26 protein-coding genes and 3 rRNA genes are annotated in these 25,813 nt (G+C 27.4%); 3 read left to right on the top strand and 26 right to left on the bottom strand.

All coding sequences use genetic code 4. The features are described 5' to 3' along the window. Window position 1: 1 nt before the first annotated feature. The 7 genes from AACK89_RS02740 to AACK89_RS02710 all read right to left on the bottom strand — a co-directional run bounded on the left by AACK89_RS02740 (window position 2) and on the right by AACK89_RS02710 (window position 1,911). Window positions 2-172, bottom strand: coding sequence for a hypothetical protein (locus tag AACK89_RS02740; RefSeq protein WP_338979067.1), 171 nt, complete (start codon window positions 170-172; stop codon window positions 2-4). 2 nt (window positions 173-174) lie between these two features. Beyond that, complete coding sequence (locus AACK89_RS02735) at window positions 175-297, bottom strand: hypothetical protein (RefSeq protein ID WP_338979066.1); 123 nt, start codon at window positions 295-297, stop codon at window positions 175-177. Between the two features lie 4 nt (window positions 298-301). Beyond that, window positions 302-484, bottom strand: coding sequence for a hypothetical protein (locus AACK89_RS02730; protein ID WP_338979065.1), 183 nt, complete (start codon window positions 482-484; stop codon window positions 302-304). Further along, entirely contained in the window at window positions 474-596 is a 123-nt protein-coding gene (locus tag AACK89_RS02725) for a hypothetical protein (protein WP_255495881.1), read from the bottom strand. The genes AACK89_RS02730 and AACK89_RS02725 overlap by 11 nt, the downstream gene beginning before the upstream one ends. A gap of 18 nt (window positions 597-614) precedes the next feature. Then, complete coding sequence (locus tag AACK89_RS02720) at window positions 615-809, bottom strand: hypothetical protein (protein WP_338979062.1); 195 nt, start codon at window positions 807-809, stop codon at window positions 615-617. Between the two features lie 130 nt (window positions 810-939). Continuing rightward, window positions 940-1,428, bottom strand: a complete 489-nt coding sequence (locus AACK89_RS02715; RefSeq protein ID WP_338979060.1) for a hypothetical protein — start codon at window positions 1,426-1,428, stop codon at window positions 940-942. Window positions 1,429-1,770: 342 nt separating this feature from the next. Then, window positions 1,771-1,911 (bottom strand): hypothetical protein, encoded by a 141-nt coding sequence (locus AACK89_RS02710; protein ID WP_338979058.1) that lies wholly within the window; start codon window positions 1,909-1,911, stop codon window positions 1,771-1,773. Here AACK89_RS02710 and AACK89_RS02705 point away from each other — a divergent pair. Continuing rightward, entirely contained in the window at window positions 1,865-2,296 is a 432-nt protein-coding gene (locus AACK89_RS02705) for a PLP-dependent transferase (RefSeq protein ID WP_338979273.1), read from the top strand. The two genes, AACK89_RS02710 and AACK89_RS02705, sit on opposite strands and share 47 nt — an antisense overlap. A gap of 26 nt (window positions 2,297-2,322) precedes the next feature. On the opposite strand, the gene AACK89_RS02700 is transcribed toward AACK89_RS02705, so the two are convergent. The 4 genes from AACK89_RS02700 to tsaB all read right to left on the bottom strand — a co-directional run bounded on the left by AACK89_RS02700 (window position 2,323) and on the right by tsaB (window position 6,966). Further along, the gene (locus AACK89_RS02700) at window positions 2,323-3,270 is read right to left on the bottom strand and encodes a type I phosphomannose isomerase catalytic subunit (RefSeq protein WP_338979056.1); all 948 of its coding nucleotides are present in this window, start codon (window positions 3,268-3,270) and stop codon (window positions 2,323-2,325) included. 33 nt (window positions 3,271-3,303) lie between these two features. Further along, complete coding sequence (locus AACK89_RS02695; RefSeq protein ID WP_338979054.1) at window positions 3,304-5,409, bottom strand: fructose-specific PTS transporter subunit EIIC; 2,106 nt, start codon at window positions 5,407-5,409, stop codon at window positions 3,304-3,306. An 82-nt stretch (window positions 5,410-5,491) separates the two neighbouring features. After that, complete coding sequence (locus AACK89_RS02690) at window positions 5,492-6,334, bottom strand: MurR/RpiR family transcriptional regulator (protein WP_338979052.1); 843 nt, start codon at window positions 6,332-6,334, stop codon at window positions 5,492-5,494. A 50-nt stretch (window positions 6,335-6,384) separates the two neighbouring features. Then, window positions 6,385-6,966: a tRNA (adenosine(37)-N6)-threonylcarbamoyltransferase complex dimerization subunit type 1 TsaB gene (gene tsaB / locus AACK89_RS02685; protein ID WP_338960461.1), complete on the bottom strand. Its 582-nt coding sequence runs from the start codon at window positions 6,964-6,966 to the stop codon at window positions 6,385-6,387. A 212-nt stretch (window positions 6,967-7,178) separates the two neighbouring features. On the opposite strand from tsaB, the gene AACK89_RS02680 reads away from it, so the two are divergent. After that, window positions 7,179-7,892, top strand: coding sequence for a hypothetical protein (locus tag AACK89_RS02680; protein WP_338979050.1), 714 nt, complete (start codon window positions 7,179-7,181; stop codon window positions 7,890-7,892). Between the two features lie 347 nt (window positions 7,893-8,239). On the opposite strand, the gene AACK89_RS02675 is transcribed toward AACK89_RS02680, so the two are convergent. Further along, window positions 8,240-9,865: a hypothetical protein gene (locus AACK89_RS02675; protein ID WP_338979048.1), complete on the bottom strand. Its 1,626-nt coding sequence runs from the start codon at window positions 9,863-9,865 to the stop codon at window positions 8,240-8,242. Between the two features lie 436 nt (window positions 9,866-10,301). Here AACK89_RS02675 and AACK89_RS02670 point away from each other — a divergent pair, with 436 nt between their 5' ends. Beyond that, on the top strand, window positions 10,302-11,099 hold the full coding sequence (locus tag AACK89_RS02670) for a Pr6Pr family membrane protein (RefSeq protein ID WP_338979046.1): 798 nt from the start codon (window positions 10,302-10,304) through the stop codon (window positions 11,097-11,099). A 62-nt stretch (window positions 11,100-11,161) separates the two neighbouring features. Here AACK89_RS02670 and AACK89_RS02665 read toward each other — a convergent pair whose 3' ends face one another. The 14 genes from AACK89_RS02665 to AACK89_RS02600 form a co-directional block, all read right to left on the bottom strand. Then, window positions 11,162-11,650: a hypothetical protein gene (locus AACK89_RS02665; protein ID WP_338979044.1), complete on the bottom strand. Its 489-nt coding sequence runs from the start codon at window positions 11,648-11,650 to the stop codon at window positions 11,162-11,164. Between the two features lie 103 nt (window positions 11,651-11,753). After that, a 5S ribosomal RNA gene (gene rrf, locus AACK89_RS02660) occupies window positions 11,754-11,860 on the bottom strand. Between the two features lie 82 nt (window positions 11,861-11,942). Next, window positions 11,943-14,880, bottom strand: a 23S ribosomal RNA gene (locus AACK89_RS02655). A 191-nt stretch (window positions 14,881-15,071) separates the two neighbouring features. Then, window positions 15,072-16,593: ribosomal RNA gene (locus tag AACK89_RS02650) — 16S ribosomal RNA — on the bottom strand. Together the 16S, 23S and 5S rRNA genes form the textbook arrangement of a ribosomal RNA operon. A 245-nt stretch (window positions 16,594-16,838) precedes the next feature. After that, window positions 16,839-19,859 (bottom strand): DEAD/DEAH box helicase family protein, encoded by a 3,021-nt coding sequence (locus tag AACK89_RS02645; protein ID WP_338979042.1) that lies wholly within the window; start codon window positions 19,857-19,859, stop codon window positions 16,839-16,841. Between the two features lie 169 nt (window positions 19,860-20,028). After that, window positions 20,029-20,238, bottom strand: a complete 210-nt coding sequence (rpmF, locus tag AACK89_RS02640; protein WP_281747878.1) for a 50S ribosomal protein L32 — start codon at window positions 20,236-20,238, stop codon at window positions 20,029-20,031. A 225-nt stretch (window positions 20,239-20,463) separates the two neighbouring features. Next, the gene (locus AACK89_RS02635) at window positions 20,464-21,375 is read right to left on the bottom strand and encodes a DUF3800 domain-containing protein (protein ID WP_338979041.1); all 912 of its coding nucleotides are present in this window, start codon (window positions 21,373-21,375) and stop codon (window positions 20,464-20,466) included. A gap of 272 nt (window positions 21,376-21,647) precedes the next feature. Further along, window positions 21,648-22,325, bottom strand: a complete 678-nt coding sequence (gene deoC / locus AACK89_RS02630; protein ID WP_338979040.1) for a deoxyribose-phosphate aldolase — start codon at window positions 22,323-22,325, stop codon at window positions 21,648-21,650. Then, window positions 22,315-22,899 carry a Gfo/Idh/MocA family protein gene (locus AACK89_RS02625; protein WP_338979038.1) on the bottom strand — a complete coding sequence of 195 codons (585 nt, stop codon included), beginning with the start codon at window positions 22,897-22,899 and terminating at the stop codon, window positions 22,315-22,317. Before AACK89_RS02625 ends, deoC begins: the two co-directional genes overlap by 11 nt. Before the next feature lie 13 nt (window positions 22,900-22,912). After that, window positions 22,913-23,299, bottom strand: coding sequence for a Gfo/Idh/MocA family oxidoreductase (locus AACK89_RS02620; protein WP_338979036.1), 387 nt, complete (start codon window positions 23,297-23,299; stop codon window positions 22,913-22,915). Between the two features lie 11 nt (window positions 23,300-23,310). Next, the gene (locus AACK89_RS02615) at window positions 23,311-24,033 is read right to left on the bottom strand and encodes an RsmE family RNA methyltransferase (RefSeq protein ID WP_281747884.1); all 723 of its coding nucleotides are present in this window, start codon (window positions 24,031-24,033) and stop codon (window positions 23,311-23,313) included. Window positions 24,034-24,185: 152 nt separating this feature from the next. Further along, window positions 24,186-24,413 carry a hypothetical protein gene (locus AACK89_RS02610; RefSeq protein WP_338979035.1) on the bottom strand — a complete coding sequence of 76 codons (228 nt, stop codon included), beginning with the start codon at window positions 24,411-24,413 and terminating at the stop codon, window positions 24,186-24,188. Between the two features lie 149 nt (window positions 24,414-24,562). Next, window positions 24,563-25,081 (bottom strand): hypothetical protein, encoded by a 519-nt coding sequence (locus AACK89_RS02605; RefSeq protein WP_338979033.1) that lies wholly within the window; start codon window positions 25,079-25,081, stop codon window positions 24,563-24,565. Between the two features lie 54 nt (window positions 25,082-25,135). Next, on the bottom strand, window positions 25,136-25,276 hold the full coding sequence (locus AACK89_RS02600; RefSeq protein ID WP_338979032.1) for a hypothetical protein: 141 nt from the start codon (window positions 25,274-25,276) through the stop codon (window positions 25,136-25,138). Window positions 25,277-25,813: the final 537 nt, after the last annotated feature.

The raw sequence follows: 25,813 nt of genomic DNA, 5'->3' as shown, positions 1-25,813 counted from the left end.
TCTATTTATTTATTGCATTTTTAATTAAACTTCTTATAAATCCATTAATTTTCATATTTTTTTCTTCACAAATTTCTTTTAATGTTTCATAATCTTTTTCAGTAAATCTTAAATGAACAATAATTTGTTTAATCATTAAATCTTCTGGTTTCTTTTTAGGTGCTGCTACCATATTTATTCACTACTTTCTTTATTCATAAATAATTCTTTAATTCTTTGACCATATTTACCATTTTCAATATCTTTAAAAAACATTTGTAAATCATTTTTCATATCTTGAAAACCTTTATTTTGCATATTATTACACTCCTTTAAAATTTTCTAATTGTAATTCATTAATATAATATTCATATAAAGAATCTCAATTATTTGATGTTAAATACATATCTTCTTCAATCATGTCATTAATACATTTATTACAATAATATGTATTTTCTAATTCAGAAAATCATATATATTTTTCATTATGAATATTACATTTCATTTTTTTCACCTATTAATTTATAAAAACATTTATTACAAGTTCTATTTCCATATGATGAATTTTTATGACAAATATCACATGAACCTTTAATTCTATATTCTCTACATTCCATAATTATTCATTCCTTTCATTAATGTTTAGAAGCAATAATTATTAATGTTAAAATCATAATAATTATTCCAATTACTAAAAATATAATTCTACTTTTTCATGATTTTTTATAAAATTCTTTTTGTTCTTCAATTAATTCAATTTGTTCTTTTAATAACTTATTTTGTAATTCTTTATTATCTTCTTGCATTTCTAAATTATCTATTTCTTCCATTTTTAATCTCTTTCTATAATTTTTAATATTTCATTTATTTCAATATATTTTTGATTTTTAAGTAATTTTTCATTACATAAATTTTTAATTAATTCTATTTTTTCAATATTTAATAGCATATTAATTTCCTTTAATACTTTAAATAAAATATTTTTTGATTATGAGTTTTTATATCTTTCATTGGTGTAACAATATAATTTATTGCTAAATCATTATCATTATATGGATTATTTATTTTAAAACTTTTCATATCTTGTTCTCATGTAATGTTATATTTAAAACATTTTTGATTTTTATCATTTTTAAAAATATAATAACCATTATATTGTTCATAAAATTCACAAGATATTAATTCATTTTCATTCTTAGTAATATTTGGAATATTTTTAATATATTTTAAAATATCACTACCTTTAACACTTTCAATATCTTTTGTTATTGATTTTTTACCTAATTTATAATAAAAATCTTCAATTATTTTTAATGCTATTTTTTTATTTTTTTCATCAATAATAGTATCTTTAATAGGAAATCATGTTTCATATTCACCAATTTCTAATAACATACCTTTAGTTGTTTCTTTAATTTTATTTTTAATATCTAAATTAACATTAATCATTACGTATCCTTTCTATGTATAAGCCTTATCACCTACAGTGATAAAAGGCTTATTACTACTAACTACTTATCTATCTACTACGTATAGGCTTATGCTACTGTAAGTAGCAAAGCCTTGGAGGGTAGGGGTTCTAGGGGAAGGGAACCAAAAAATATCAAGTTTTAAAAGAGCATGACAAAAATTACTATTAGTTATATCTGCACTATAGCCTTTAATAATTTTTATTCAGTTATGTAATAATTAATTACTTTAATAAAGTACAGATTTATCAAAATAATTAATTATAATTGTTAAACAATTAAAAAATGAGAGTATTATCTCTCATTTAAGTTCTTTTTAAATCTAACCATTAACTTGATACGCCCATAAAATTCGTTTTGAAGGATTAAAAGATTTAACAGGAGCTGTATTATCACCTCATGATGCCTTTCTTGTTTTAAGAGGACTATCAACTTTAGAATTACGATTATGAAGAGCTTGCAAAAATGCAAGAATAATTGCAGCAAGATTAAAAGAACATCCTAAGATTAAAAAAGTATTTTATCCTGTACTAACTAATTCAGCAACAGAACAAGTACTTTATGAACAACAAATGAAATTACCGGGAGCAATGATTAGTTTCGAATTAAAATGTGGATATGATGGAGGAATCAAACTATTAAATAATTTAAAATTAATAATTTTGGCAGTTTCTTTAGGTGGAGTTGAGTCATTGATTGAACATCCAGCTTCAATGACACATTCTACTTATAATGCACAAGAATTAGCAGATGCAAATATTTCAGAAGGTCTTGTTCGTCTTTCAATTGGTATTGAATATGTTGAAGATTTATGAAATGATTTGGAACAAGCATTAAAAAAACTATAATAATTATTTATATATAAAACAATTTATTAGCAATATGCAACCATCAATAACATGTTTCCACTTAAACAAAAATCAGTATAACCATTTGGTAAAATAAATGAGTCACCTTTTTTAATACTAGTATCATCAATTATACCATTACCATCCAATACTGAGATTTGCAATCATCTAGTATTACGATAACTATAATGCTTAATTCCCTCATTAATTAATTTAATTAACTTAAAAAACTTATTATCAACTAAATAATTATCATGACCATTAGCTTCACTACTATTTAAATCAGGAGCTAAAACAATAGTTGATGCTTCTTTCAAATTCAAATTTCGTAAATTACCAAGTTCATCTTTACGACCATAATCATATAAACGATATGTAATATCTGATGATTGTTGTAGTTCAAAAACCATAGTATGTGCCAATAAGCCATGAATTTTTAGAGAAGGAACATAAATAAATTGATCTTTTTTAATTGGAATATATTTTAATAGTTTATGTCATTGTTCTTTTACCAATCATTGATTAAACTGATCTTTGGTTTTAGCATTATGACCCAAGATAACTTTACCTTTGGGTAAACATTCTAATATATACCAACATTCAGTTTTTCCTAAACATTGATGATTTTTTTCTGCGAATTTATCATCAGGGTGAATTTGAACGCTTAAACTATCATTTGCGTCTAAAATTTTTGTTAACAACGGATATTCTTTATTAATCACATTACCTGAACTATCAAGATTAGCAAATAAACTGGGTTGCTGTTTAAACAATTCTGCTAAACTTAATCCCTTATACTCGCCATTTAAAACATAACTCATTCCATTGGGATGAGCACTAACTAATCATGCTTCACCAATTGGTGTATTTTTAGGTAAATCAAAATTAAATTTGTGTGCTAATTTTTGACTACCTCATAATTTGCGAATAAAAGCAGGTTTTAAAAAAATTATTTGTGATGTGCTATTATTCATATTCATTCTCCTAAACTTTGATTATTTGTTCAATTAAACTTTATTTTTACTATTTTTAGATTTAGATTTTTTACTATTAAATATTTTCATGATTCTTTCATTCATTAATTTAAAAACCTTAATATTACGTGATTGAATAATTAATAATCCACCATATACTAAACAAGTAACAATACTTCCAACAATAATGGCTAAAAAGAATAAAAGAATACTTACCCAAAGCACATAATTAACTGAACTAACTGCACCTAAGATAGCAACAATAGGACCACCATGACCCGCAGCATCAGTTAATAAGAAAGTACCAGCAATACTACCAGCAACAGCACTACCAATAATATTACTAATAATAGCACGTTTTGGATCTCTTACTGCAAAAGGAATCGCACCTTCAGAAATAGCAATACACCCCATTAACATAGCTGTTAAACCTAATGTACGTTCACTTTCATTAAAGAATTTACGAAAAATCAAAGTTGTTAAACCCATTCCAAGTGGTGCAACAGGAATAGCTGCAGCTACTGCTCCCATAAATAATTGTGAACTAGGATCAGCAGTTATCGTTGTTGAAGCTGCTAAAAAAGCAACTTTGTTAATTGGACCACCCATATCAAATCCAACCATTGCTCCTAGCAACATTCCAATTGCTGCCATTGCTTCACGTGGCATGTGGGTTAACCCATTTTGAAATTGTTCCATTATTCAACCAATTGGAGCTCCAATTGCATAAATAAAAGTGAAACTAATTAAAAATGTTACTACAATAGGAATAAAGAAAATTGGCATAATTGGAGCAATAGTCTTTGGTACTTTTCAAGTAATAATTCATCTTACTAAATATCCAACACTTGGACCAATTAATAATGCTCCTAAAAATCCAGCAGAAACCTTTGGCTCTAAACCAGCAATTGGATAAACTAATCCTGCTGTATTAGCAACATATGCACTTACCATTGCCGGAACCAAGGCAGCACGTCCTGCAATTGAATTAGCGATAAAACCAGCTAAAATTGGAATCATTAATGTAAAAGCAATACTTCCGGCTTGATTCATAAAATAAAGAAAATGATTGTGTGGTAACTTGGAAATATCAAAGTCAGCACCATAAACTGCTTTAGCAATACCAATTGATAATGCTAACATAATTCCACCAAAAACAACAAATGGAACCATATAGCCAACACCAGCCATAATATGTTTCATAATTCCTTGTTTATCAGTAGTAAATAAATCATTTGATTTATTTTCTTTTTCCGCTTTTTGTCCCGATTCTGACTTGTTTATTTCATAAGGTTTTGCGTTAGCAAAAGCATCATTAACAATACTTTCAGGATTTTTAATAACTTTGCTAATTTCTACTTTATATAATGGTTTATTATTAAAACGTTCTAATTTTAAATCTGCAACACCGGCTGATACTGCAATAATAACTAAATCAGCATTGGCAATATCAGTTGCTGTAAAAGCACCTTTAATACCAATACTACCATGAGTTTCAACTTTAATATTATAGCCTAAATTTTTTGCAGCAATTTCTAATTTATCTTGTGCAATATAAGTATGTGCTACCCCAACTGGACAAGCAGTAATTGCTATAATATTTTTAGTTTTTTTTGAAGAACCTTTCATATCTTCACTAATAGTTTTACTACTAGTTTCAACATTAGGTTTATTATTAATATTTAGTGATTGAATAATTGCTTTTTTATCTTTTGAATTAAATAATATTGATTGAAATTCCGGTTTTGTTAATCTTTGTGCCACTTTTGATAAAATTTCCAAGTGTTCATTACCAGCACTTTTTAGTGGCACAATTAAAGCAATTATTGCTTTAACGGGTTGTTCATCTAGTGCTTTCCAAGGAATTGGCTGTTTAAAACGCATAATAAAAATTCCTGATTTAACAATATCTTCATTACGGGCATGCGGCACAGCAACACCATCACCAAAACCAGTAGTTCCTTCTCCTTCTCTTTGTAGAAAACTATTAACTAGTGATTTTTCACTAATATTTTTTTTCAAAAAACCTAATTTTTTAGCAGAAGTTGCTATTTCTTGAAAAGCTTCTGCTTGTGTTTTACAATCAGATTCAAGAAAAACATGTTCTACTGTCAAAATATCATCTTGTTTAGACACCATACTTCATCTCCTTACTTAATAAATATTCATGACATAATATTAAATTATTATTTTTAAAAAAACAGTTTTTTTATTTAAAAAATTAATTAAATTTTTTAATTACTTTATTAGTTTTAATTCTATTTTCTAAATATCAATCTTTATGCTTTGATTTTAATAAATATGTTGTTACTAAATCATTAAAATAAGTAATAGCAAATAATGGAGAAATAAATATTTCTTGTGATTCATAAAGTCCTGAAGAAACAATATTAAATGTTCAATCAGCATAAGTCACTAATTCAGTTTTATCTTGTGATGTAACAACTGCAATTTTAGCATTATTCTTTTTAGCAAGTTTAGCTGCTTCAACAATAGTAGCGGTTTTACCTGATAATGAAAAAAGAATTATTACATCTTCTGGAATAATTAAAGAAGCATGCATTAAAATACTATCATCATCTTTATTTAAACAGATTGATCGTAAACCAAACCGATATAATTTATTTGATAAATCCTCCGCACCTAAACCAGAATGACCAATGCCTGCTAAATAAATACAAGCTTTACGATTATCATCTATTCAATTAATAAATCTTTGTAATTCCTCATAATTAATCGTTGAATCATTTAAATCCATCAGTTTTTTATAATGTTCTTTTAAAACACTACGATCACCAAAAAACTCACGATTTAAAGCTTTGAAAGTAGTTTCTTGCGCAGCTAAACTAATGATAAATTCACGATAACCTTTAAATCCCAACTTCTTAATTAAATTATAAACAACACTATAACCAACAGTATTTTCTTTAGCCAAAGAACTAATAGTAACTTGATCCATTTTTTGACTATTCTTATTAATATAGTTAATAAGAACTTTTTCTTTTTTTGTGAAATTATTTTCTTCCTTTGATACTCTAGATCAAAAATTATCATTGATAAGCATGTAAAAACTCCTTTTTAAACTAATGTAAAATATTTAAATATTATTATTTTTTAATTATGTGATGAAAATGGATCATTAATATAATATGGTTGCAAATCTTCCATGTTTTTTACTTCGATAAAATATGGTGACAACTTTTGAAAATTTTCCACAATATTACACTTTTCTAAATTTTCAATTATTTTATAATCTAGTAAATCACTAATAATACCAATTTTAGCATTTTCATCTACTAATTGCGGCTGAATAATTATTTTTCCATTATCACATACTGCCAAATAACTTTTATTATTGTATGCTGACAAAACACTTATTGATTTTATTAATCCTGCCTGTAATAATAAACTATTAATAGTAAAAACTGTTAAAAAACTATTCAAAACTTTAAGTGTTTTGACAAAAGTAATTGCTACTCTAATTCCAGTATAACTGCCAGGACCATTTGCAATAACTACTTTTGAAATATCTTTTAATTTTATTTTACATTTTACAAGTAAATTAGTAATAGTTGGAATTGCCAATTCTGTTTGTTTTTGTCAAGCAATAAATGATGAACTTGCTAAAATTTTATTACCTTGCAAAATCACCACTGTTAATTTGTTATTTGTTGTATCTAAATATAATTGATACATAACATCACCTTATTATTTCATTTAGTTGCTATTAATAATTTTCTAATATCTTACATACTTATTATAATATCATGTATAATGTAATTAAAATAGAAAAAATATAGAATTGTGAGTTGATCCATATGGGAATAAGAAAAAATATAGGATTTAAAAGTAAATTTTCTGATTTTTTACTTTGATCTGGGCTAATTATTGCTGTTATAGGTCTAATAATGAAATTTGCAATAGTTTTAATTGAGTATAAACCAATAACAGTTGGAACACCTAATCCTCATAATTTATGAACTCCAGATGGCCCATGAGTTGGTATTTGAACAATGATTTCTACCTTTACTATTCAATCAAATTTTTTAGTTTTTCTTTTCTTTTGTTTTGTATTAACAAATCGTTTTCATGACAATCGCGCACAATTTGTTTTTGGGCGATTTTCATTAGCAATTACTGTTTATATTACCGTAACTCTTATCGTATTTTTTGCTGTATTATTTAAACCAATGATAAATAATTTAGATAGTAGTAATAGTATTAGCATATTAAATTTTATAAATACATTTTTATTACATTTAATAGTACCAGTGATAGTGATTTTATATTTTATGTTTTCTGCTGGTAAATACTACTGAAAACTCGGAAAACAAACATATCTTTGAATACCAATTATTTCTATTTACATGTTTGCATATTTAGGTTATGCACTTGCTAAAGGAAATTTTGTTGGTTTTTTAAGAAAAGGAACGACAGAAATTGATTATTCATTTCCATATCCATTTTTAGATTTTCATAAAAGTTTAACTACTTTCTTTATTTATATCTTTGCAATTTTAATCTTATACATAATTTTGATGTTACTTTTTACTCTTTATAATAATATTCTTTATAAGAAAAATAATAAACCAATAGCAGCTTTAAGAGATACAAATTTTTAATGTAAAATAATTGTAGGGAGGAATATATATTTGTGAAAAGTAAAATTTGAAATTGTATTATTTTTTTAAATATTATTTTGTTATTTTTTCCCTCCTTTTTCTTAATATATTTTATTTTAAAATTATATAAAAACTCCTTGTATAGCATATATAGCATACAAGGACTTAAAGTCAAATATAAAATTAAAACCGGCATTACTTAAATATTTTCTAAACATTTATAACTGCTATTTTTATTGTAACTCACTAAAAAGAAAAAACAAGTAATAACATTTTTTACACTTATCATTTTATATTTTTATATAATATATTGCATTTTAACAAGTACTACTTAAAAATAATAAACTTTATTTTAAATATTTCTTTTTACGAATAATAACAACAACTATTGGAATTATAGTTAAAAAACTAATAATGAAGCCACAAATGATAATAATATTTCAATTATTAACTAACATTTTAGATGTTAATGGTATATTAACATCTCAGGGACGATCTGAATTATTACTTTGTAAATAATTAACATAATTTTGTTTAGTAATATCACCTTGATATTGAATAAATCATGATAAAAACTCACCAGCAGCATTATTTTTTAAATCTTCAATTTTAATACTATTATTAGTAGTACTATTTAAATATTGTTGAAAACCTGCTAATAAATTATTAGTTTTTTCAAAAAAATCAGTACAATTTGGAAAATTAGGTATTTTTGTATTGCTTCTATAAACAGTAATATATTGTTCAGAAGCAGCTTGACGTTGTAAGTCAGATGTATCTAAACCTATACAATAAACTTGAAAATTACTTCCTTGATTAAGAGTTAAATTATCACCATCTTTAATAGGTGTTCCTGAATCATTTTTTGCTTTTTGTAAAGTTTGTGAATCAACTTTTCATTTTAGTCAATGTTGTTGTGAATCACTAATATTTACTTTAGCTTTCTCAATAGCTTTATTCATAACTATTAATGTATTTTTATTATCTTGTGAATTATTTTGAACTAAATATTGAGGTGTAATTACAGGATTTTCTTTAACTTTTTCATCACTAATAGTAATAAATTGAATATTTGAACTATTATTTGTTAACTTAATAGTTTTACTATAGCCACTATCTTTAACACTAACATTAAAACTAGTTGATTTTAAATGATCGTCTGGTTTATGATTTAATATTGCATAACTAATTGAACCATTATCAAAAACTTCATCATTTTTATCATTTATTAATAATTGTTCATTCTTATCATTTTTATTTTTTGCTAAAATAGCTAACATTGGTTGATTAGTATCATTGGGATTACCATTATTAAGTGGTAAAATTGCTAACCGATCTTGAACGCTTTTATGACTATTTAAAAAATCATCGCTTGGTTTAATCATATAAGGAATACTAAAATAATTATTAAAATCTGCCCTAGGATTTACCGTTGCAAAAATACCATTGTTAATCTGTGCTGGTAAACTATTATCATGGTAACCAACATAAACATAACCAAAACTAGCAATATCATTAAAACTTTGTTTAGCAACACTACGACCAATAACTTTATCAGTAAAATATTTAATACCATTATCTGGTAAGATATTATTAGCTTTGTTTTCGATTTGTTCCTTAAATTTCTTATTAACTTCTTTACTAATATCATCATTTGAATTATTATTAACCTTATTAATAAGGTCTGATCAATCATTAAATTGTTCTGTTATTACTTCTTTATGCAATCTAATAAAATCTTCATACTTATTATTAATTGAATTTCAAGTATTGGCTTCACTAATTAAATTTTTATTATTTTCCTTAACAGTAATATGAAACCCAGAAAGTTTGTTACTGTCATTAACAGTACTAATATTAGATTGATGATTAGTAACTATCATTAAACTACTAGTAAGAGATAATGCCAAAGCCAAACTTATTGTTTTAAAACTTTTAGTTTTTTTAAAACTAAAAGATAAGAAATTTGTCATTATGATTACTCCTTTTTTACCTATTATTTGTGTTTATAATTATAATATTAAATTAAGTATTTAATTAAATACTTAAAATCTTAGTTTTAATAAAATAAAACTAAGGATATATAATCAATTATTAAACTTTTTGTTAAATCAACATATATAATTTTAATACTTATATAATTACTTATATATTCATTAAAATTATAAGGATAAAATTATATCCTTAACATTAATAATAAACTTTATTACCAAAAAATCAAGATTAAATAATTAATAAGTTAATTTTTTTAACTTATTAAGTGTTTTAAATAATCAGTTAGTAAATATTAATAGTGATAAGAAAAAACTTGATATACTAAATAAGTAGCATATTCAATCATAATAAAAAATTAAATTTCCTATCAAAAATTTAATTAAATTTAATTCTAATATAAATAGGAGAAAAAATATGAATTGAAAAAATAGTAGTGAATACCGATTAAAAAAAAGAAATCTTATTAAATTTATTTGACGTTTATTTGGTCTACTTATTATTTCTTTATTCTTAATTTTTGATTTAATAATTACTATTAATTATCCCAATGCTTTCATTGTTCCTAATGTTGATAAACCAACTGAAAGATTGGCAATTTATTATTTTTATTTTACAACTCAAACTAATTATTTAGTACTCATTTATTTATTTGCTTTTTTATTTGAAAGTAAATTTAAAGAAAATTCAAAACCAAGTTTTTATATTTTATTAAGCATTACTATTTATATTACAATTACAATGTTAGTATTTTGAATAGGTATCATTAGTAATAGCCAAGAAAGAAGTAAATATGGAACTGATATTTATTTATGATTTAAAACAATAATTCTAAATCTAATTATGCCAATTGTTATGATTTTAAATTTTGCTTTATCATGTGGACGTGATTTTTATTCACTAAAAAATCATCATAAACTTTATATGTGATTTATTTTATTTTATCCTTGTTTTTATGTAGTAATGGTAATGGTTCGTGGTGTACTACGTGTTAAACAAGGAGAAAATATTAATACTTGTTATCCTTACTTTTTTTTCAACTACCAAAAATATGGTGTAGGAGTATTAGTTACTGCTATTATTTTTCTGTTAATTATTAGTATTGGTTTACAATACCTTTATTTATGAATTAATAACATACAATATAAAAAAAAGCATGATGATGATAAACCAAATTTTCCAATCATTACTTATCCTTATGGTTTTAAATTATAAAAAATAAAATAAGGATTTTAATTTCTAAAGCCTTATTTATACAATTTATTAAATATTTTTAATTATTCATTTACCATAGAAACTACTTCTTCTGGTTTATTAGTAACTGGAAGATATTTACCAATAATTAATAATACACCTGAAGCAATATTAAGTCCTAAAAAAATAATATTAATACCACTAATAAAATTAAAATTTGATGAAAACATAACTATTAAAGAAAAACCTGCTAAAACCAAAGTTACAATTCCAACAGCTAAACCACTATTAGCATTTCCTTTTAAAATATTATTGCACATAATAATTATTGCTATTGAAAATCCAATAGCAATTAAAAGTCCAAAAATCAATCCAACAATAAATATTGTACTAACTCCTGATGTTAATGAAGTGTGATCATATTTTGTAAAACTTTTAAAAATGACACTACTTGCTGTTGCTAAAATAATTGTAATAATTACACTTCAAATAATATTTATAATATTTGTTATGAATCCAATTTTAGCTCCAATATATAATTTTTTATCTAATTTCTTTTCAACCTTATCCATTTTTTCTCCTTTTTTCTTAAAATCTTTTTTACATTTTAATACTCTCAATCTTAACATAAAAAAAAATTTAAATTTTAAATTAAATACTAACACAAACAAAAAAATTTGGCATCGTGCTATTTTCCCATTGCTGGTATTTTCGCCGCTGGAGTGCTTAACTGCTGTGTTCGAGATGGGAACAGGTGTGACCACTCCGCCATGGACACCAAATAGTTTAGCAATTGCTCCCTAAAAACTAGAAACAGACATCTTTAAATTTGATTACTTTTGATTTGCAATAGAGAATATATTCTTCAATAAATGCTCGATCTATTAGTATCAGTAAGCTGAACATATCACTATGCTTACACACCTAACCTATCAACCTTGTAGTATTCAAGGGATCTTACTTCTTTCGAATGAGAAATCTCATCTTGGAACTGACTTCGCGCTTAGATGCTTTCAGCGCTTATTCATGCCCTACATAGCTACCCAGCTGTGCCACTGGCGTGACAACTGGTGCACCAGAGGTAGGTCCATTCCGGTCCTCTCGTACTAGGAACAGCTTTCCTCAAATTTCTTGCGCCCACGACAGATAGGGACCAAACTGTCTCACGACGTTCTGAACCCAGCTCGCGTACCGCTTTAATGGGCGAACAGCCCAACCCTTGGAAGCGACTACACCTCCAGGATGCGATGAGCCGACATCGAGGTGCCAAACCTCCCCGTCTATATGAACTATTGGGAGAGATTAGCCTGTTATCCCCGGGGTAACTTTTATCCGTTGAGCGACGGCCTTTCCACACAGCACCGCCGGATCACTAAGCCCAACTTTCGTTCCTGCTCGACTTGTATGTCTCGCAGTCAAGCACCCTTTTACCTTTGCGCTCTACATATGATTTCCATTCATATTGAGGGTACCTTTGGGCGCCTCCGTTACTTTTTAGGAGGCGACCGCCCCAGTCAAACTACCCACCAGACACTGTCCTTAGACCAGATTATGGTCTCAAGTTAGAATTTCAATATAGCAAGGGTGGTATCCCAATGGTGACTCCATGCCTACTAGCGTCTGCATATCAACGTCTCCCACCTATGCTGTACAAACTACACCAAAATTCAATATCAAGTTGTAGTAAAGCTCCACGGGGTCTTTCCGTCTAATCGCGGGTAACCTGCATCTTCACAGGTACTAAGATTTCACCGAGTCTATAGCCGAGACAGCGTCCGGATCGTTACGCCTTTCGTGCGGGTCAGAACTTACCTGACAAGGAATTTCGCTACCTTAGGACCGTTATAGTTACGGCCGCCGTTCACTGGGGCTTCAGTTCAAAGCTTCGCTTACGCTAACAAATCTCTTTAACCTTCCAGCACTGGGCAGGCGTCACCCCCTATACATCGTCTTACGACTTAGCAGAGAGCTGTGTTTTTGCTAAACAGTCGCCCGGACCTCTTCACTGCGACTCATATTGCTATGAGCTCCCCTTCTCGCTAACTTACGGGGTTATTTTGCAGAGTTCCTTAGCTATAGTTATCTCGCTTGCCTTAGGATATTCTCCTTGACCACGTGTGTCCGTTCTCGGTACAGGCACCATGGTGATGTCTTTAGAAACTTTTCTTGGAAGTATGGCATCAAATGCTTCGTTACTAAGCGAACCGTTCACTCCCCATCGTACTTCAAGGTTAACGCTGTGCGGATTTGCCTACACAACCCTCTTTGTACTTAGCCCAGCACTACCAACCACTGGGACATTTTAGCCTTCTCCGTCATTCCATCAGTCACCATGGTGGTACAGGAATATCAACCTGTTATCCATCGACTACGCCTTTCGGCCTCGCCTTAGGTCCTGACTAACCCTGGGTGGACGAACCTAGCCCAGGAAACCTTGGTCAATCGGCATGAAGGATTCTCACCTTCAATCGTTACTCACGCCGGCATTCTCACTTCTAAACGCTCCACTAGTCCTTCCGGTCTAACTTCGTCGCAGATTAGAACGCTCCCCTACCGCCCACAATATATGTAAACATATATATAGACCCATAGCTTCGGTACAATGCTTAGCCCCGGTACATTTTCCGCGCAGAATCATTCGACTAGTGAGCTGTTACGCACTCTTTAAAGGATGGCTGCTTCTAAGCCAACCTCCTAGCTGTCTGAACAATTCCACATCGTTTTCCACTTAGCATTGATTTGGGGACCTTAGCTGATGATCTGGGCTGTTTCCCTCACGTCCATGGACCTTATCACCCATAGACTGACTGCCAGATATGTAACAATGGCATTCGCAGTTTAATTGCATTCAGTACCCCGAGGTGGGGCCATCATACATTCAGAGCTTTACCTCCATTGCACTAATTCTGACGCTAGTCCTAAAACTATATCGGGGAGAACCAGCTATCTCCAGGTTCGATTGGAATTTCACCGCTAGCCACAAGTCATCCACGGTCTTTTCAACGAACGTTGGTTCGGTCCTCCATTAACTGTTACATTAACTTCAACCTGCTCATGGCTAGATCACCTGGTTTCGGGTCTACGACCACATACTAAACGCCCTATTCAGGCTCGCTTTCACTTCGGCTCCGTCTTTTCAACTTAACCTTGCATGTAATCGTAACTCGCCGGCTCATTCTACAAAAGGCACGCCGTCACCCATTAACGGGCTCCGACTTGTTGTAAGCATATGGTTTCAGAAACTATTTCACTCCCCTCTCGGGGTACTTTTCACCTTTCCCTCACGGTACTGGTTCACTATCGGTAATTGGTTAGTATTTAGCCTTACGCAGTGGTCTGCGCAAATTCCGACAAGGTTCCACGTGCCTCGCCGTACTCAGGATACTGTCAAGAGATTTATACATTTCGCATACTGGGCTTTCACCATCTATGGCGTTGCTTCCCAACAACTTCTGCTATATATAAATTTTGTAACTCTTCATAGGTCGAACCTAATAGACAGTCCTATAACCCCAGTCTGACGACTGGTTTAGGCTGCTCCCTTTTCGCTCGCCGCTACTAAGGGAATCGCATTCGCTTTCTTTTCCTCTAGGTACTAAGATGTTTCAATTCTCTAGGTATCACTCTGCACAACTATGAATTCATTGTACAGTACTATCTGATTAAAGATAGTGGGTTTCCCCATTCGGACATCTCCGGATCAAAGCTTATTTCCAGCTCCCCGAAGCTTATCGCAGGTAATCGCGTCCTTCATCGTCTTCCAATTCCAAGGCATCCACCATACGCTCTTAATAATTTATTTTTAGAATATCCTATTGCAAGATAAAAATTATCTTATTTTTTTAAAAGATGTCTATTATCCAGTTTTTAAAGAACAATTGCTCAGAGAAAACAATCCCTGAAAACTAAACAGAACAAAAGAAGTAATCCAATAAATCATCCATCTAATTTTTCTTGTTGTCTTGGTTTCTTATTAGAAACTAAACTCCATAGAAAGGAGGTGATCCATCCCCACCTTCCGGTAGGGATACCTTGTTACGACTTAACCCCAATCATCAACCCTGCCTTTGGCAGCTCCCTCCTTGCGGTTAGGACACCGACTTCTGGCATTGCCAACTCTCGTGGTTTGACGGGCGGTGTGTACAAGACCCGAGAACGTATTCACCGCGACATTGCTGATTCGCGATTACTAGCGATTCCGACTTCATGAAGTCGAGTTGCAGACTTCAATCCGGACTGAGACTGACTTTTTGAGATTTGCTTGACCTCGCGGTTTAGCGACTCTTTGTATCAGCCATTGTAGCACGTGTGTAGCCCAGGTCATAAGGGGCATGATGATTTGACGTCGTCCCCACCTTCCTCTAGCTTACACTAGCAGTCTCCTTAGAGTCCCCAACTTAATGCTGGCAACTAAGGACAAGGGTTGCGTTCGTTGCTGGACTTAACCAAACATCTCACGACACGAACTGACGACAACCATGCACCACCTGTATCCTTGTTAACTTCTACTATATCTCTATAGCTTCGCAAGGTATGTCAAGACCTGGTAAGGTTCTTCGCGTTGCTTCGAATTAAACCACATGCTCCACCGCTTGTGCGGGTCCCCGTCAATTCCTTTGAGTTTCACTCTTGCGAGCATACTACTCAGGCGGAGTACTTAATGCGTTAGCTACAGCACTGCCTCATGGCAACACTTAGTACTCATCGTTTACGGCGTGGACTACTAGGGTATCTAATCCTATTTGCTCCCCACGCTTTCGTGCCACAACGTCAGTAATAGGCCAGTTAGCCGCCTTCGCCACTGGTGTTCCTTCATATATCTACGCATTCCACCGCTACACATGAAATTCCACTAACCTCTCCTATACTCTAGTAATGTAGTTTCCAAGGCGGTTAGGGGTTGAGCCCCTAAATTTAACCTCAGACTTGCAAAACCGTCTACGCACGCTTTACGCCCAATAAATCCGGATAACGCTTGCCACCTATGTATTACCGCGGCTGCTGGCACATAGTTAGCCGTGGCTTTCTGGTAAGGTATGGTCGATACTAAAATCATTTCCTATTCTAGCACTTCTTCCCTTACAACAGACCTTTACAATCCGAAGACCTTCATCAGTCACGCGGCATTGCTCCATCAAGCTTTCGCCCATTGTGAAAAATTCCCTACTGCTGCCTTCCGTAGAAGTTTGGGCCGTGTCTCAGTCCCAATGTGGCCGTTCATCCTCTCAGATCGGCTACGCATCGTTACCTTGGTAAGCCATTACCTTACCAACTAGTTAATGCGCCGCATCCCCATCAATTAGCGAAGCAAATCCTCCTTTCATTATTTATCATTGCAAATAAATAACATATGCGGTATTAGCTGTCGTTTCCAACAGTTATTCCCCACTAAATGGTAGGTTAGATACGTGTTACTCACCCGTTCGCCACTAAAGTATTGCTACTTTCGTTCGACTTGCATGTATTAGGCATGCCGCCAGCGTTAATCCTGAGCCAGGATCAAACTCTCAATAAAATTGTTTTTGTTAAAAGATGATGTCTGACTTATTTAATTTTTAATAAAAAATTGACGGATTAATTCTTGTTCTATTTAGTTTTCAAAGATCGTTTTTTCTAGTTTGTAACCCATTTATTTTTGGGACAATAACAATAGTACAACATGCCATAATTATTGTCAACCTAATTATCATAAAAAAACATTATTTTTTTAAAATTAAAATCATTAAAATTTTTTATAAAATTAAAAAAATAAAATATTATTTATTCTACTAAAAATTTAATAGTAATATAATCACTCTTAATTGTTAATTGATATTGACCAATACCAATAAAGTCATACAACTTTAAAGCAAGATTTTTAAATTTTTTATTACAATCATTATTTAAAAATAATATTTTTTCAATATTATTATTTTGTAAATCTTTCACTAATTTTGAATTAATCGTTTTATTTTCTGGTATTGATCAGTAATATTCTTTTGTTAATTTATTATAACTAGTTAATTTACCATAATTTGTTCCATCAATATCTGCAAAAATTACTGATTTATTTTCATTAAATGTCAAATGACCCGCTTGAAAGGCAATAATTTTTAAAGGTCCAAGTTTTTTATTAAAATTAACACGATTAATTGTACATAGTGCCTGATGCACAGTAAATGTTGAATGATAAGATAATAAAGGATAATCTTGATTAAAATGTTCATTAAGTAACAATGTTTCATAATCTAGTTTATATTTAAGAATAATTTTTAGTTCATTAACAACCAATTTGTTATTTTCAATGAAATTTGTAACTAAACATGGTATTTCATTAAAATTTGGAAAAATATGATTAAATACTTTATTACTTGTAACCTCATATAATAATGATGCTATTAATAAATTGTCATAATGATAATTAATTAATTCAGTATCTAATTCTTGACTTAATCTTAAATAAAAATAATTAACTATTTGATAATCATTTAAAAATAAGAATTGTTTTAAGATATTTTGATTACGATTAGTATCATTATCATGGGTTTGATAATTTTTTATTTTTTTTGCTATTCGTAAATAAAAATCATTTAAAAAATTATAAAATTCTTGAATTGTCAAATCATAATCAATTAATATTTTAAAAATAGCATTATCATTATAAAGTTGATAATATGATTGAATTACCAAATAAATTTTTTTTCGTGATTGATATCATTGCTTTAAATTAGTTAAAATGACGTTTTGACTTCTTGGTTCTAAAGTAATAGTACATCCATAAGGTAAATTAAAACTATTAGTTAATTGTTTATTAACATTTATAATATGTGAGTTCGAAAGATTTTTAATACCAATGGTTATGTCATATTTTTTATCAATATTAGCAATTAAATCATAAACCTCTAAACAATGTTTAGTTTCTGTTTTTCTCAATCCTCTTCCTAATTGCTGTAAATATACTGTTTTTGAATTAGTTGGTCGTAATAAAATAATAGTATCAATTTCAGGAATATCAATTCCCTCATTAAAAATATTTACTACACATAAATAATTAATAATTCTATTTTTAAAATCATTAATTATTTTACTACGATTAGTTTTATTTTTACTTGTTAAAAAATCTGATTTTAAGCCCTGATTTTGCAAAAATCTAGCAACAATTTGTGCATGAGTAATGTTAATACAAAAAATTAAACAAATCCGATTACTATAAAATCCAATATAGTCATTAATTACATCTAATAATAACTTATTTCTTGCTTCAGTATTTAATTTTTTAAATAATTGTTGATCATTATTTAAATCAATACCAGTTAAATCAGCAGTAATGTCATCAATACAATAATAATCAAATGGTGATAAAAGTTTTTCATTAATTGCATCTCACAATCGTAATTCATGTGAAAACTCATTATCAAAATAATTAATAATGTTTTTATTATCTTCTCGTTCTGGTGTTGCTGTTAAACCAATAATTTGTTTAGGATAAAAATAATTTAAAATTGTCTGAAAAGTTTTGGCAGCCAAATGATGAGCTTCATCAAAAATAATAATATCAAATTGTTGACGTTTAAACTTATTTAGATGTCTATGTACAGTTTGTACTGTTGCAAATAAATATTGTTCTTGAAAATTATTTTGTTTACTATTTAAAATAGTTGCAAATTTTTTATCATTTATTACTTTTCGAAAAGTAATAATTGCTTGTTCAATAATTTCTCTTTGATGTGCTAAAAATAAAATTGAAGGTTTTTGATTATTATTTTCTTTGATTTGATTTAAATAGTCAAAAGCAGATACTACTGTTTTACCAACACCTGTTGCCATGACAATTAAATGTTTTGTTTTTTTAAGTTTTCTTCTTAACTTTAATTTATTAATTAAGGCAATTTGAAAATCATAAAGAAAATAATTAGTTGCTAATCATTGTTCATCTTTTTTATTTACAAGCAATCGATTATATTCAATTCGTGATAGTAATTGTAATCGTTGTTGTTCATCATTTAAATCAACTAAATTATCATTTCATAATTTATAATACTGATTTAAAATGTTTTGATATAGTTGCTTATTATCAAATTCATTAATTTTAATATTTCATTCACGACCACTAGCTAAACCTTTTTGCGTTAAATTTGATGAACCAATTATTGCTGAAGAAAAACCTGAATTTCGTTTAAAGATAGCAGCTTTAATATGAATTCTTTCACTACGTTTTTCTAAATTATTTTCAACTTTAACTTTAATATTAGGATACTTTTTTATTATTTTAACTAATGCATATAAATTAACAAATAAAGCCATATCATCAAAAGTAGTAGTAATAAAATTAATAGTAATATTATGATTTAAAGCGTAAGTAAATGATGAACGTAACTTATTAATAATTGAATTTGATATAAAAGGATAAATGAAGTATACTTCATCACAAGTTCTAATTTCCTGATTTAAATGATTAATTAATACTTGTTGGTTTTCATTAGTAAATAGATAATTATCACTTAATCTAATATTAGAAGTTAAAGGATTATCTATGATATTATCATTTACTTGTAATAAAATGTTATTACTAAATTTATTAGTAGTAAAATTACTTATGATTTGATTTAAAAAATCAATTTTTGCTTCTGGTGATTTAATCGTTTTTAATTTTTCAATTAAAGTATTATTTAGTTGTTTAACTAAATAATGATCAATGTCTTTAATTAATTCTTTTTCATCATTAATATGTGATGTTTGGAAATTATTGCTAATATCATCACTAATCTTTAATAATAAATCATAATAACCCTTATTTTTCATACTCTACACTTCCTAATAAATAGTGTCTATTTTAATAAATTATAATCTATATTTTAATATATTATTAACTATTATAAAATAATTTTGTAAAGTAAAAAACCTCTAATATTTAAAATAATATTTTAAATAAATAAGAGGAAGGTAATCTAAGATAAGATATATTCATATTTTATTTTTTTTCTGTTGATGATGTTTTTTCTGCTTGTAATGGATTAGTAATACTTACACCTTTGTATGTCTTGCATTTCATACAGGCATGATGTGGTTTAGTAATTGCTCCACAATTTAAACAGTTAGTTGTAGTTGTTGCAGATAAACTATCATGGGCACGACGTGTATTTTTACGCATTTTTGACGTTCTTCTTGCTGGTACTGCCATAGTCTGTTGCCTCCTTACTTTCGTATCTCATAAATTATATATTGATTTATCAGAAAAATCTATTTTTTTTGATAAGTTTTTCAAATTTTTGGAAATAAAATACTAATAAATCAAATATTTTATTTGGAATGATAAAAAGATTGGTGAAATATTTAAAAATAGAATGTAATTATGAGAAACTGCTTATTTTTTACTATAAAAAATTACCATTTTAAACAGTTTTTTCTAAAAATTTTCTATTTCTAAAATTTTTATTAATTCAATAATTTCTTTACCTTGAATTAATATTCTTCCATTTTTATAGTGCGTTAATGTTCAAAAATTCACCTTTTGATATATATTTTCTATCAAAACATTATTATTTACTTTTTTAAACTCTTTAATTTTATCTATTTTTTTAACATTTACTAGATTTACATGTGTAACATGTGTATTCTTTGTTGTTTTTACTTCATCTTTTTCAATTATTTTTTTATTATGATAATCTTCATAATCTCATATTAGTTTATTATTTAATTCCCAGTCATTAATAAAATTTATAGGTTGTGAATGTTCAGGATAATTTTTTTTTACAAAAATTATATTAGCAATATAATCTGCCATTTGAATATCTAAATTTGTTTTAGAATCTAAATATTTTACATTTAATTTTATATTTTCATTAACATTACATAGTTTTCAATTTTGTTTTAAATATTGTTCTAAACCATTTGGAAATAATCCTTTATCTTGTCTTTCATCAATCCTAAAATTAATTTCACTTTCATCTTCAAAATATTCTTTAATATTTTCAAAAATTTTATTTAACATAACTTTAGTTAAAAAATTATATTTATCTGCAATATGTTTTATATTTTTTAAAAGTTTTGGATTTTTTGCATTAATATAAATTCCTATTAATTTAACATCATTTAAGGTTAATAATTGATTTATAAAAATTGCTTTTTCTGTAACATTTAAATCTTTAGCTTTTATTTCAATTTTATTTTTTAAACTTTCTTTTAAATTATTTTTTACTTTGTTATATATAAATTTTACTTTTCTTATATCTTTACATATATAGCCTGCTATGACAAAATATTTATGTCTATTATTTATTGATAAAGTCCCGGATTCATCTAATATTATAAATACCATTATATACTACACTTTCATAAGTTATCAAATTTATTATACTTGAATCATATATAAAAGTATAGTAAAATATAATAAAGTCCTTTAAGATAAACCGTATACCACTTGATTACTAAGCGTATGTTAAGTACGTGGTTTCTTAGGCAAAATCCCTTTAATTAGGGATTTTTTATTAATAAAAGTTACCTAGGTAAATTTTATTTTTTACATATAATTAATATTTTTAAATATCTTAATTTCTTTTTTTTATTTATTATAATTATCAATATATCTATTTAATAACCACCCTTAGCTTCATGCCCTGAAATAATAGCAACACCATTACTAGTACCAATTCTAGTAGCACCAGCATTAATCATCGCCATTGCATCATCTTCATTTTTAATACCACCAGAAGCTTTAATTGCAACATGAAGACCAATATTTGCTTTCATTAATTTAATATCAGCAACCGTTGCACCACCATTAGCAAAACCAGTTGAAGTTTTAATAAAATCTGCTTTTACTTTAGTTACTAACTGACAAGCAATAATTTTTTGTTCTGTTGTTAATAAACTACACTCAATTATTACTTTTAAAATAATATTTGACGGACATGCATTACGAACTGCTTGTAGATCTTGCAATACAAGTTTTTGATCATTATCCTTTAGTGCCCCAATGTTAATAACAACGTCAATTTCTTGAGCACCATCTTTAATCGCATTAATTGTTTCTGCTACTTTAGTTTGTGTAGTATTGGCACCCAATGGAAAACCAACCACTGTACATACTTTAACATTACTATTTTTTAATAAAGTAACAGCACGATTAACATAAAATGGATTAATACAAACTGCTTTAAAATAATAAGTTTTAGCTTCTTTACATAATGTATCAATCATTGATAATGTTGCTTCTGGTTTTAATAATGTATGATCAATATATTCATTTAAATTAATATTACTTTTCATAAACTTCAACTCCTAATTCATTTTCACTTTTAATAATTGCTTCAATAACTTCAAGATTCATTAAACTATGATTTAATCAATAATCTCGACTTAAATAATCTTTATTTTTAATCATTTTTACAAAGTCATTTAATTCATATGTCATTAAACTTTCTTCATTGGTATTATCTGCGATTTCTTTTATTCCGTTTTTAGTATAAACCTTAATTCCACTTAATGGATGAACTTGTGATAAAACAAGACTACTATTATGACCTATAAATTCACTTTGTGCATAAGAGGTTACTCCTTTACTACAAGTAATAGTAGTAATAGTTCCATTTTCATGCTTCAAAATAACATGATTACTTAAATTAACACCATTAGGTAATTTAATTGCCATCGCTTTAACTGTTTTTACTTTACCTAATAAATACAATACTAATTGTAATGGATATACTAAACTATCATAAGTTGAACCTTTACCAAAATCTTTATCAAAAACAGAATCATATATTCCTTTTTCAACTGATGGCATTCTTGAAGAAATACGATTAAAATTAAGGTTAACTACTTCTGGATTTATTTCATGCACTAATTTTTTTAATTTAGAAAAAATAGGTAAATGAACAGTAACATAAGCTTCTAATAAAATTATTTTTTTTACTTCTTGCTAAAGAAATTAGGTTTTTAACTTCTTCAACTGTAAAAGTAATAGTTTTTTCTACCAAAACATGAATATTATTTTTTAAAAATAATTTACTTTGTTTGTAATGCAAACCATTTGGTGAAGCAATATAAATAGCATCAATATGTTCTATCATTTTATTTAAATCATCAGTACTATGGGCAATATTATATTTTTTTGCTCATGTTTCTGCTTTATCTAAACTTCTTGAATATATAGAAGTTATTTTAACTTTTTTATTAGTTAACGCTTGCTTTATAAATCTTTGAACAATTTTTCCAGTTCCAATAATACCAATTCTAATCATCTTGTACTCCTCTAACTTTTTAAACTTGTTTCATAATTAATGATTGACATTAAAAATAAAGGTGCAGTTTCAGCACGTAAAATTAATTTTCCTAAACTAATATTACTAAAATTAAGTTGTGTTAAAGTTGCAATTTCTTCTTTAGTGATTCCTCCTTCGGGTCCAACTATAATTGTTATTGATGATAATTTATTATTTATTTGACTAATTCAACTAGTTTCTGATGAATTTTCATATGCAACCAAATTAAGATGAGACCGATATCGCTCTAATTGTTTTAAATCAAAAACAACGGGTGTAACAATCGGAATTAAATTGCGATTTGATTGTTTGGCAGCAGCTTTTGCAATATTTTGTCAACGTAAAACTTTCTGTTCTGCTTTTGTTCTTGTTAAAACACTAACACATCGTTTTAACTGCAATGGCACAATTTGATAAACTCCCAATTCTACTGCTTTTTGAATGACTAAATCAAATTTTTGTTCTTTTAATAAAGATATTACTAATGTGATTTTACATCTTAATTCTGAATTACTATTTGGCACTGTTTTTATAATTTCGCATTTAATAACTGATGTAATTTCAATAATTTTTGTTAAATATTTTTGTTCTTGATGAATAATAACTATTTCATCATTAATTTTATGACGTAATACTTTAATTAGATGTTTACTATCTTCTTCATCCAATATTAAAATATTATTAGTTTTATGGTTAGTAAAGTAGCATTCCATAGTCCACCTCTAATTTGATTATAACATAAGGTAAAACTCAAATTAACAAGTTTTAACTATCATCTTTAATTTATAAAATATAAAATTTCTTTTTTCTTTTATCATGAAACTAAATTAAAAACTACTTAATTAATTAAGTAGTTTTTAATTATTTATAAAATAATACATTTTGCAACTTTAGTAATAGCATTATTATCTATGTTTACTAAAGGTTTATCATTTATTATGTTCTTATTTTTATTACTTTCAAATGTATCAGCAACTTTTCCTCGTCTTTCTCTTTCTTTTTCTTTTCCAAAACTATTATTTACTTCATCTATTTTTTTTGCAAGTGAATCTTTATCTTTTGTACTTCATTTTTCATGTGGTTCTCATGGCATATTTTTTTACTTCCTTTATTATTCTTTGAATATTTTTTCTACCCTTTAAATACTCAGTAAAATTATATATTTTTTATAAACGTAAATATAAAAATATATAATTTTACTCTTTTTAACAAAACTATTAAAATTATTTTTAAAACAATATTTTATATTGAATAACTTCGTTGTTTTGTTACTGGGCTAATTGGGGGTTGTATATCAGTAGAATTAACTATAACACTTAAATCAAAATTTTTAGCAACAGGATTAGTAACTGTTGGTTTTGCTTTATCTGGGTTTTCTCACGTTATTTTATTACTTAATAGTTTATTTATTTTTTGCTTTTTCCTATTATCTAATTCTTGTTTTAAAATATTAAATTGTCTTTCTAATTGAGTTTCTACTTTATCACTTGTCAAGTCTCTAATTATTGTTTTAAATTCTTTTTTATCTTTTTCAATTTTTTCTTGATTTTTAAACATTTTATTATAAATTCATGAATCAACTTTTTTTATTGCAGTTGAAACTGTTGTTGCAGCAGTTTTAATAAATAAGCCAAGTGTAATTGAAATTAAACCAATTATAAGTTTGTCTTTTAATTCTGTTGCAATTTCCCTCCTTACAAAGGGTAAACAAGAAATCAATATTGGAACACCAACAGAAAGTACTGAAATAACACCCCACATTGTGAATTCAACTATAGATGGTTTTTCTTTATATTTTGTTTGTTCTTTTATAAACTATTTAATTGGTATTCTATCAAAATTATTATTATTATTATTTATTAATAAAAGATCATTTTTGTATTGACTTAAATTTTTATATTGTTTTGTTTGCGTTAATATTTGTATATTATCATTATCAAAGTTATGAAAAAACATTATTTTTTCTGAAATTGATTGATTATTATGTATAAAAGTTGTTATATAATAACAATTATTATTTATTGTCAAAATTTCTTCATATATTTGTTCAACTTTTTTACCATTTTCAATTTTTTCTTGTTTAATTTCATTTTCTAATTTTAATATTTTATTTTCATATTTTAATTCTTTTTGTAAAATGTTAATTTTATTAAGTTTAATTTTTAGTTTTTTTATTTTTTTCTATTTTTTGTTAATATTTTGGTTTTGTTCTTTTCTTCATTATTTAAAAATTGTTTAATATCATTTTTTAATTCATTTTGGATATTACTATTTATCTTTTGATATTCATTTAATTGTTCTTTTCTTTGTTTTAATTTCGTTAACCGAGTTGTTTTTTCTTTAATTTCATGTTCATATTTGGCTAATTCTCTTTTTCTTTTTTTTAACGTTTTTTTACCAAATAATTGACCACTAACTATTGCATTTTTAATTTTTTCTAAATTTTCGGGAGCGTACCGATGTTGTCAATAATATTCAAATTTGTCTTTAAAT

This window comes from Spiroplasma endosymbiont of Panzeria rudis (assembly GCF_964019705.1).
Classification (GTDB): Bacteria; Bacillota_I; Bacilli_A; order Mycoplasmatales; family VBWQ01; genus Spiroplasma_E; species Spiroplasma_E ixodetis_A.
This window is presented reverse-complemented; position numbering and strand designations above follow the sequence as displayed.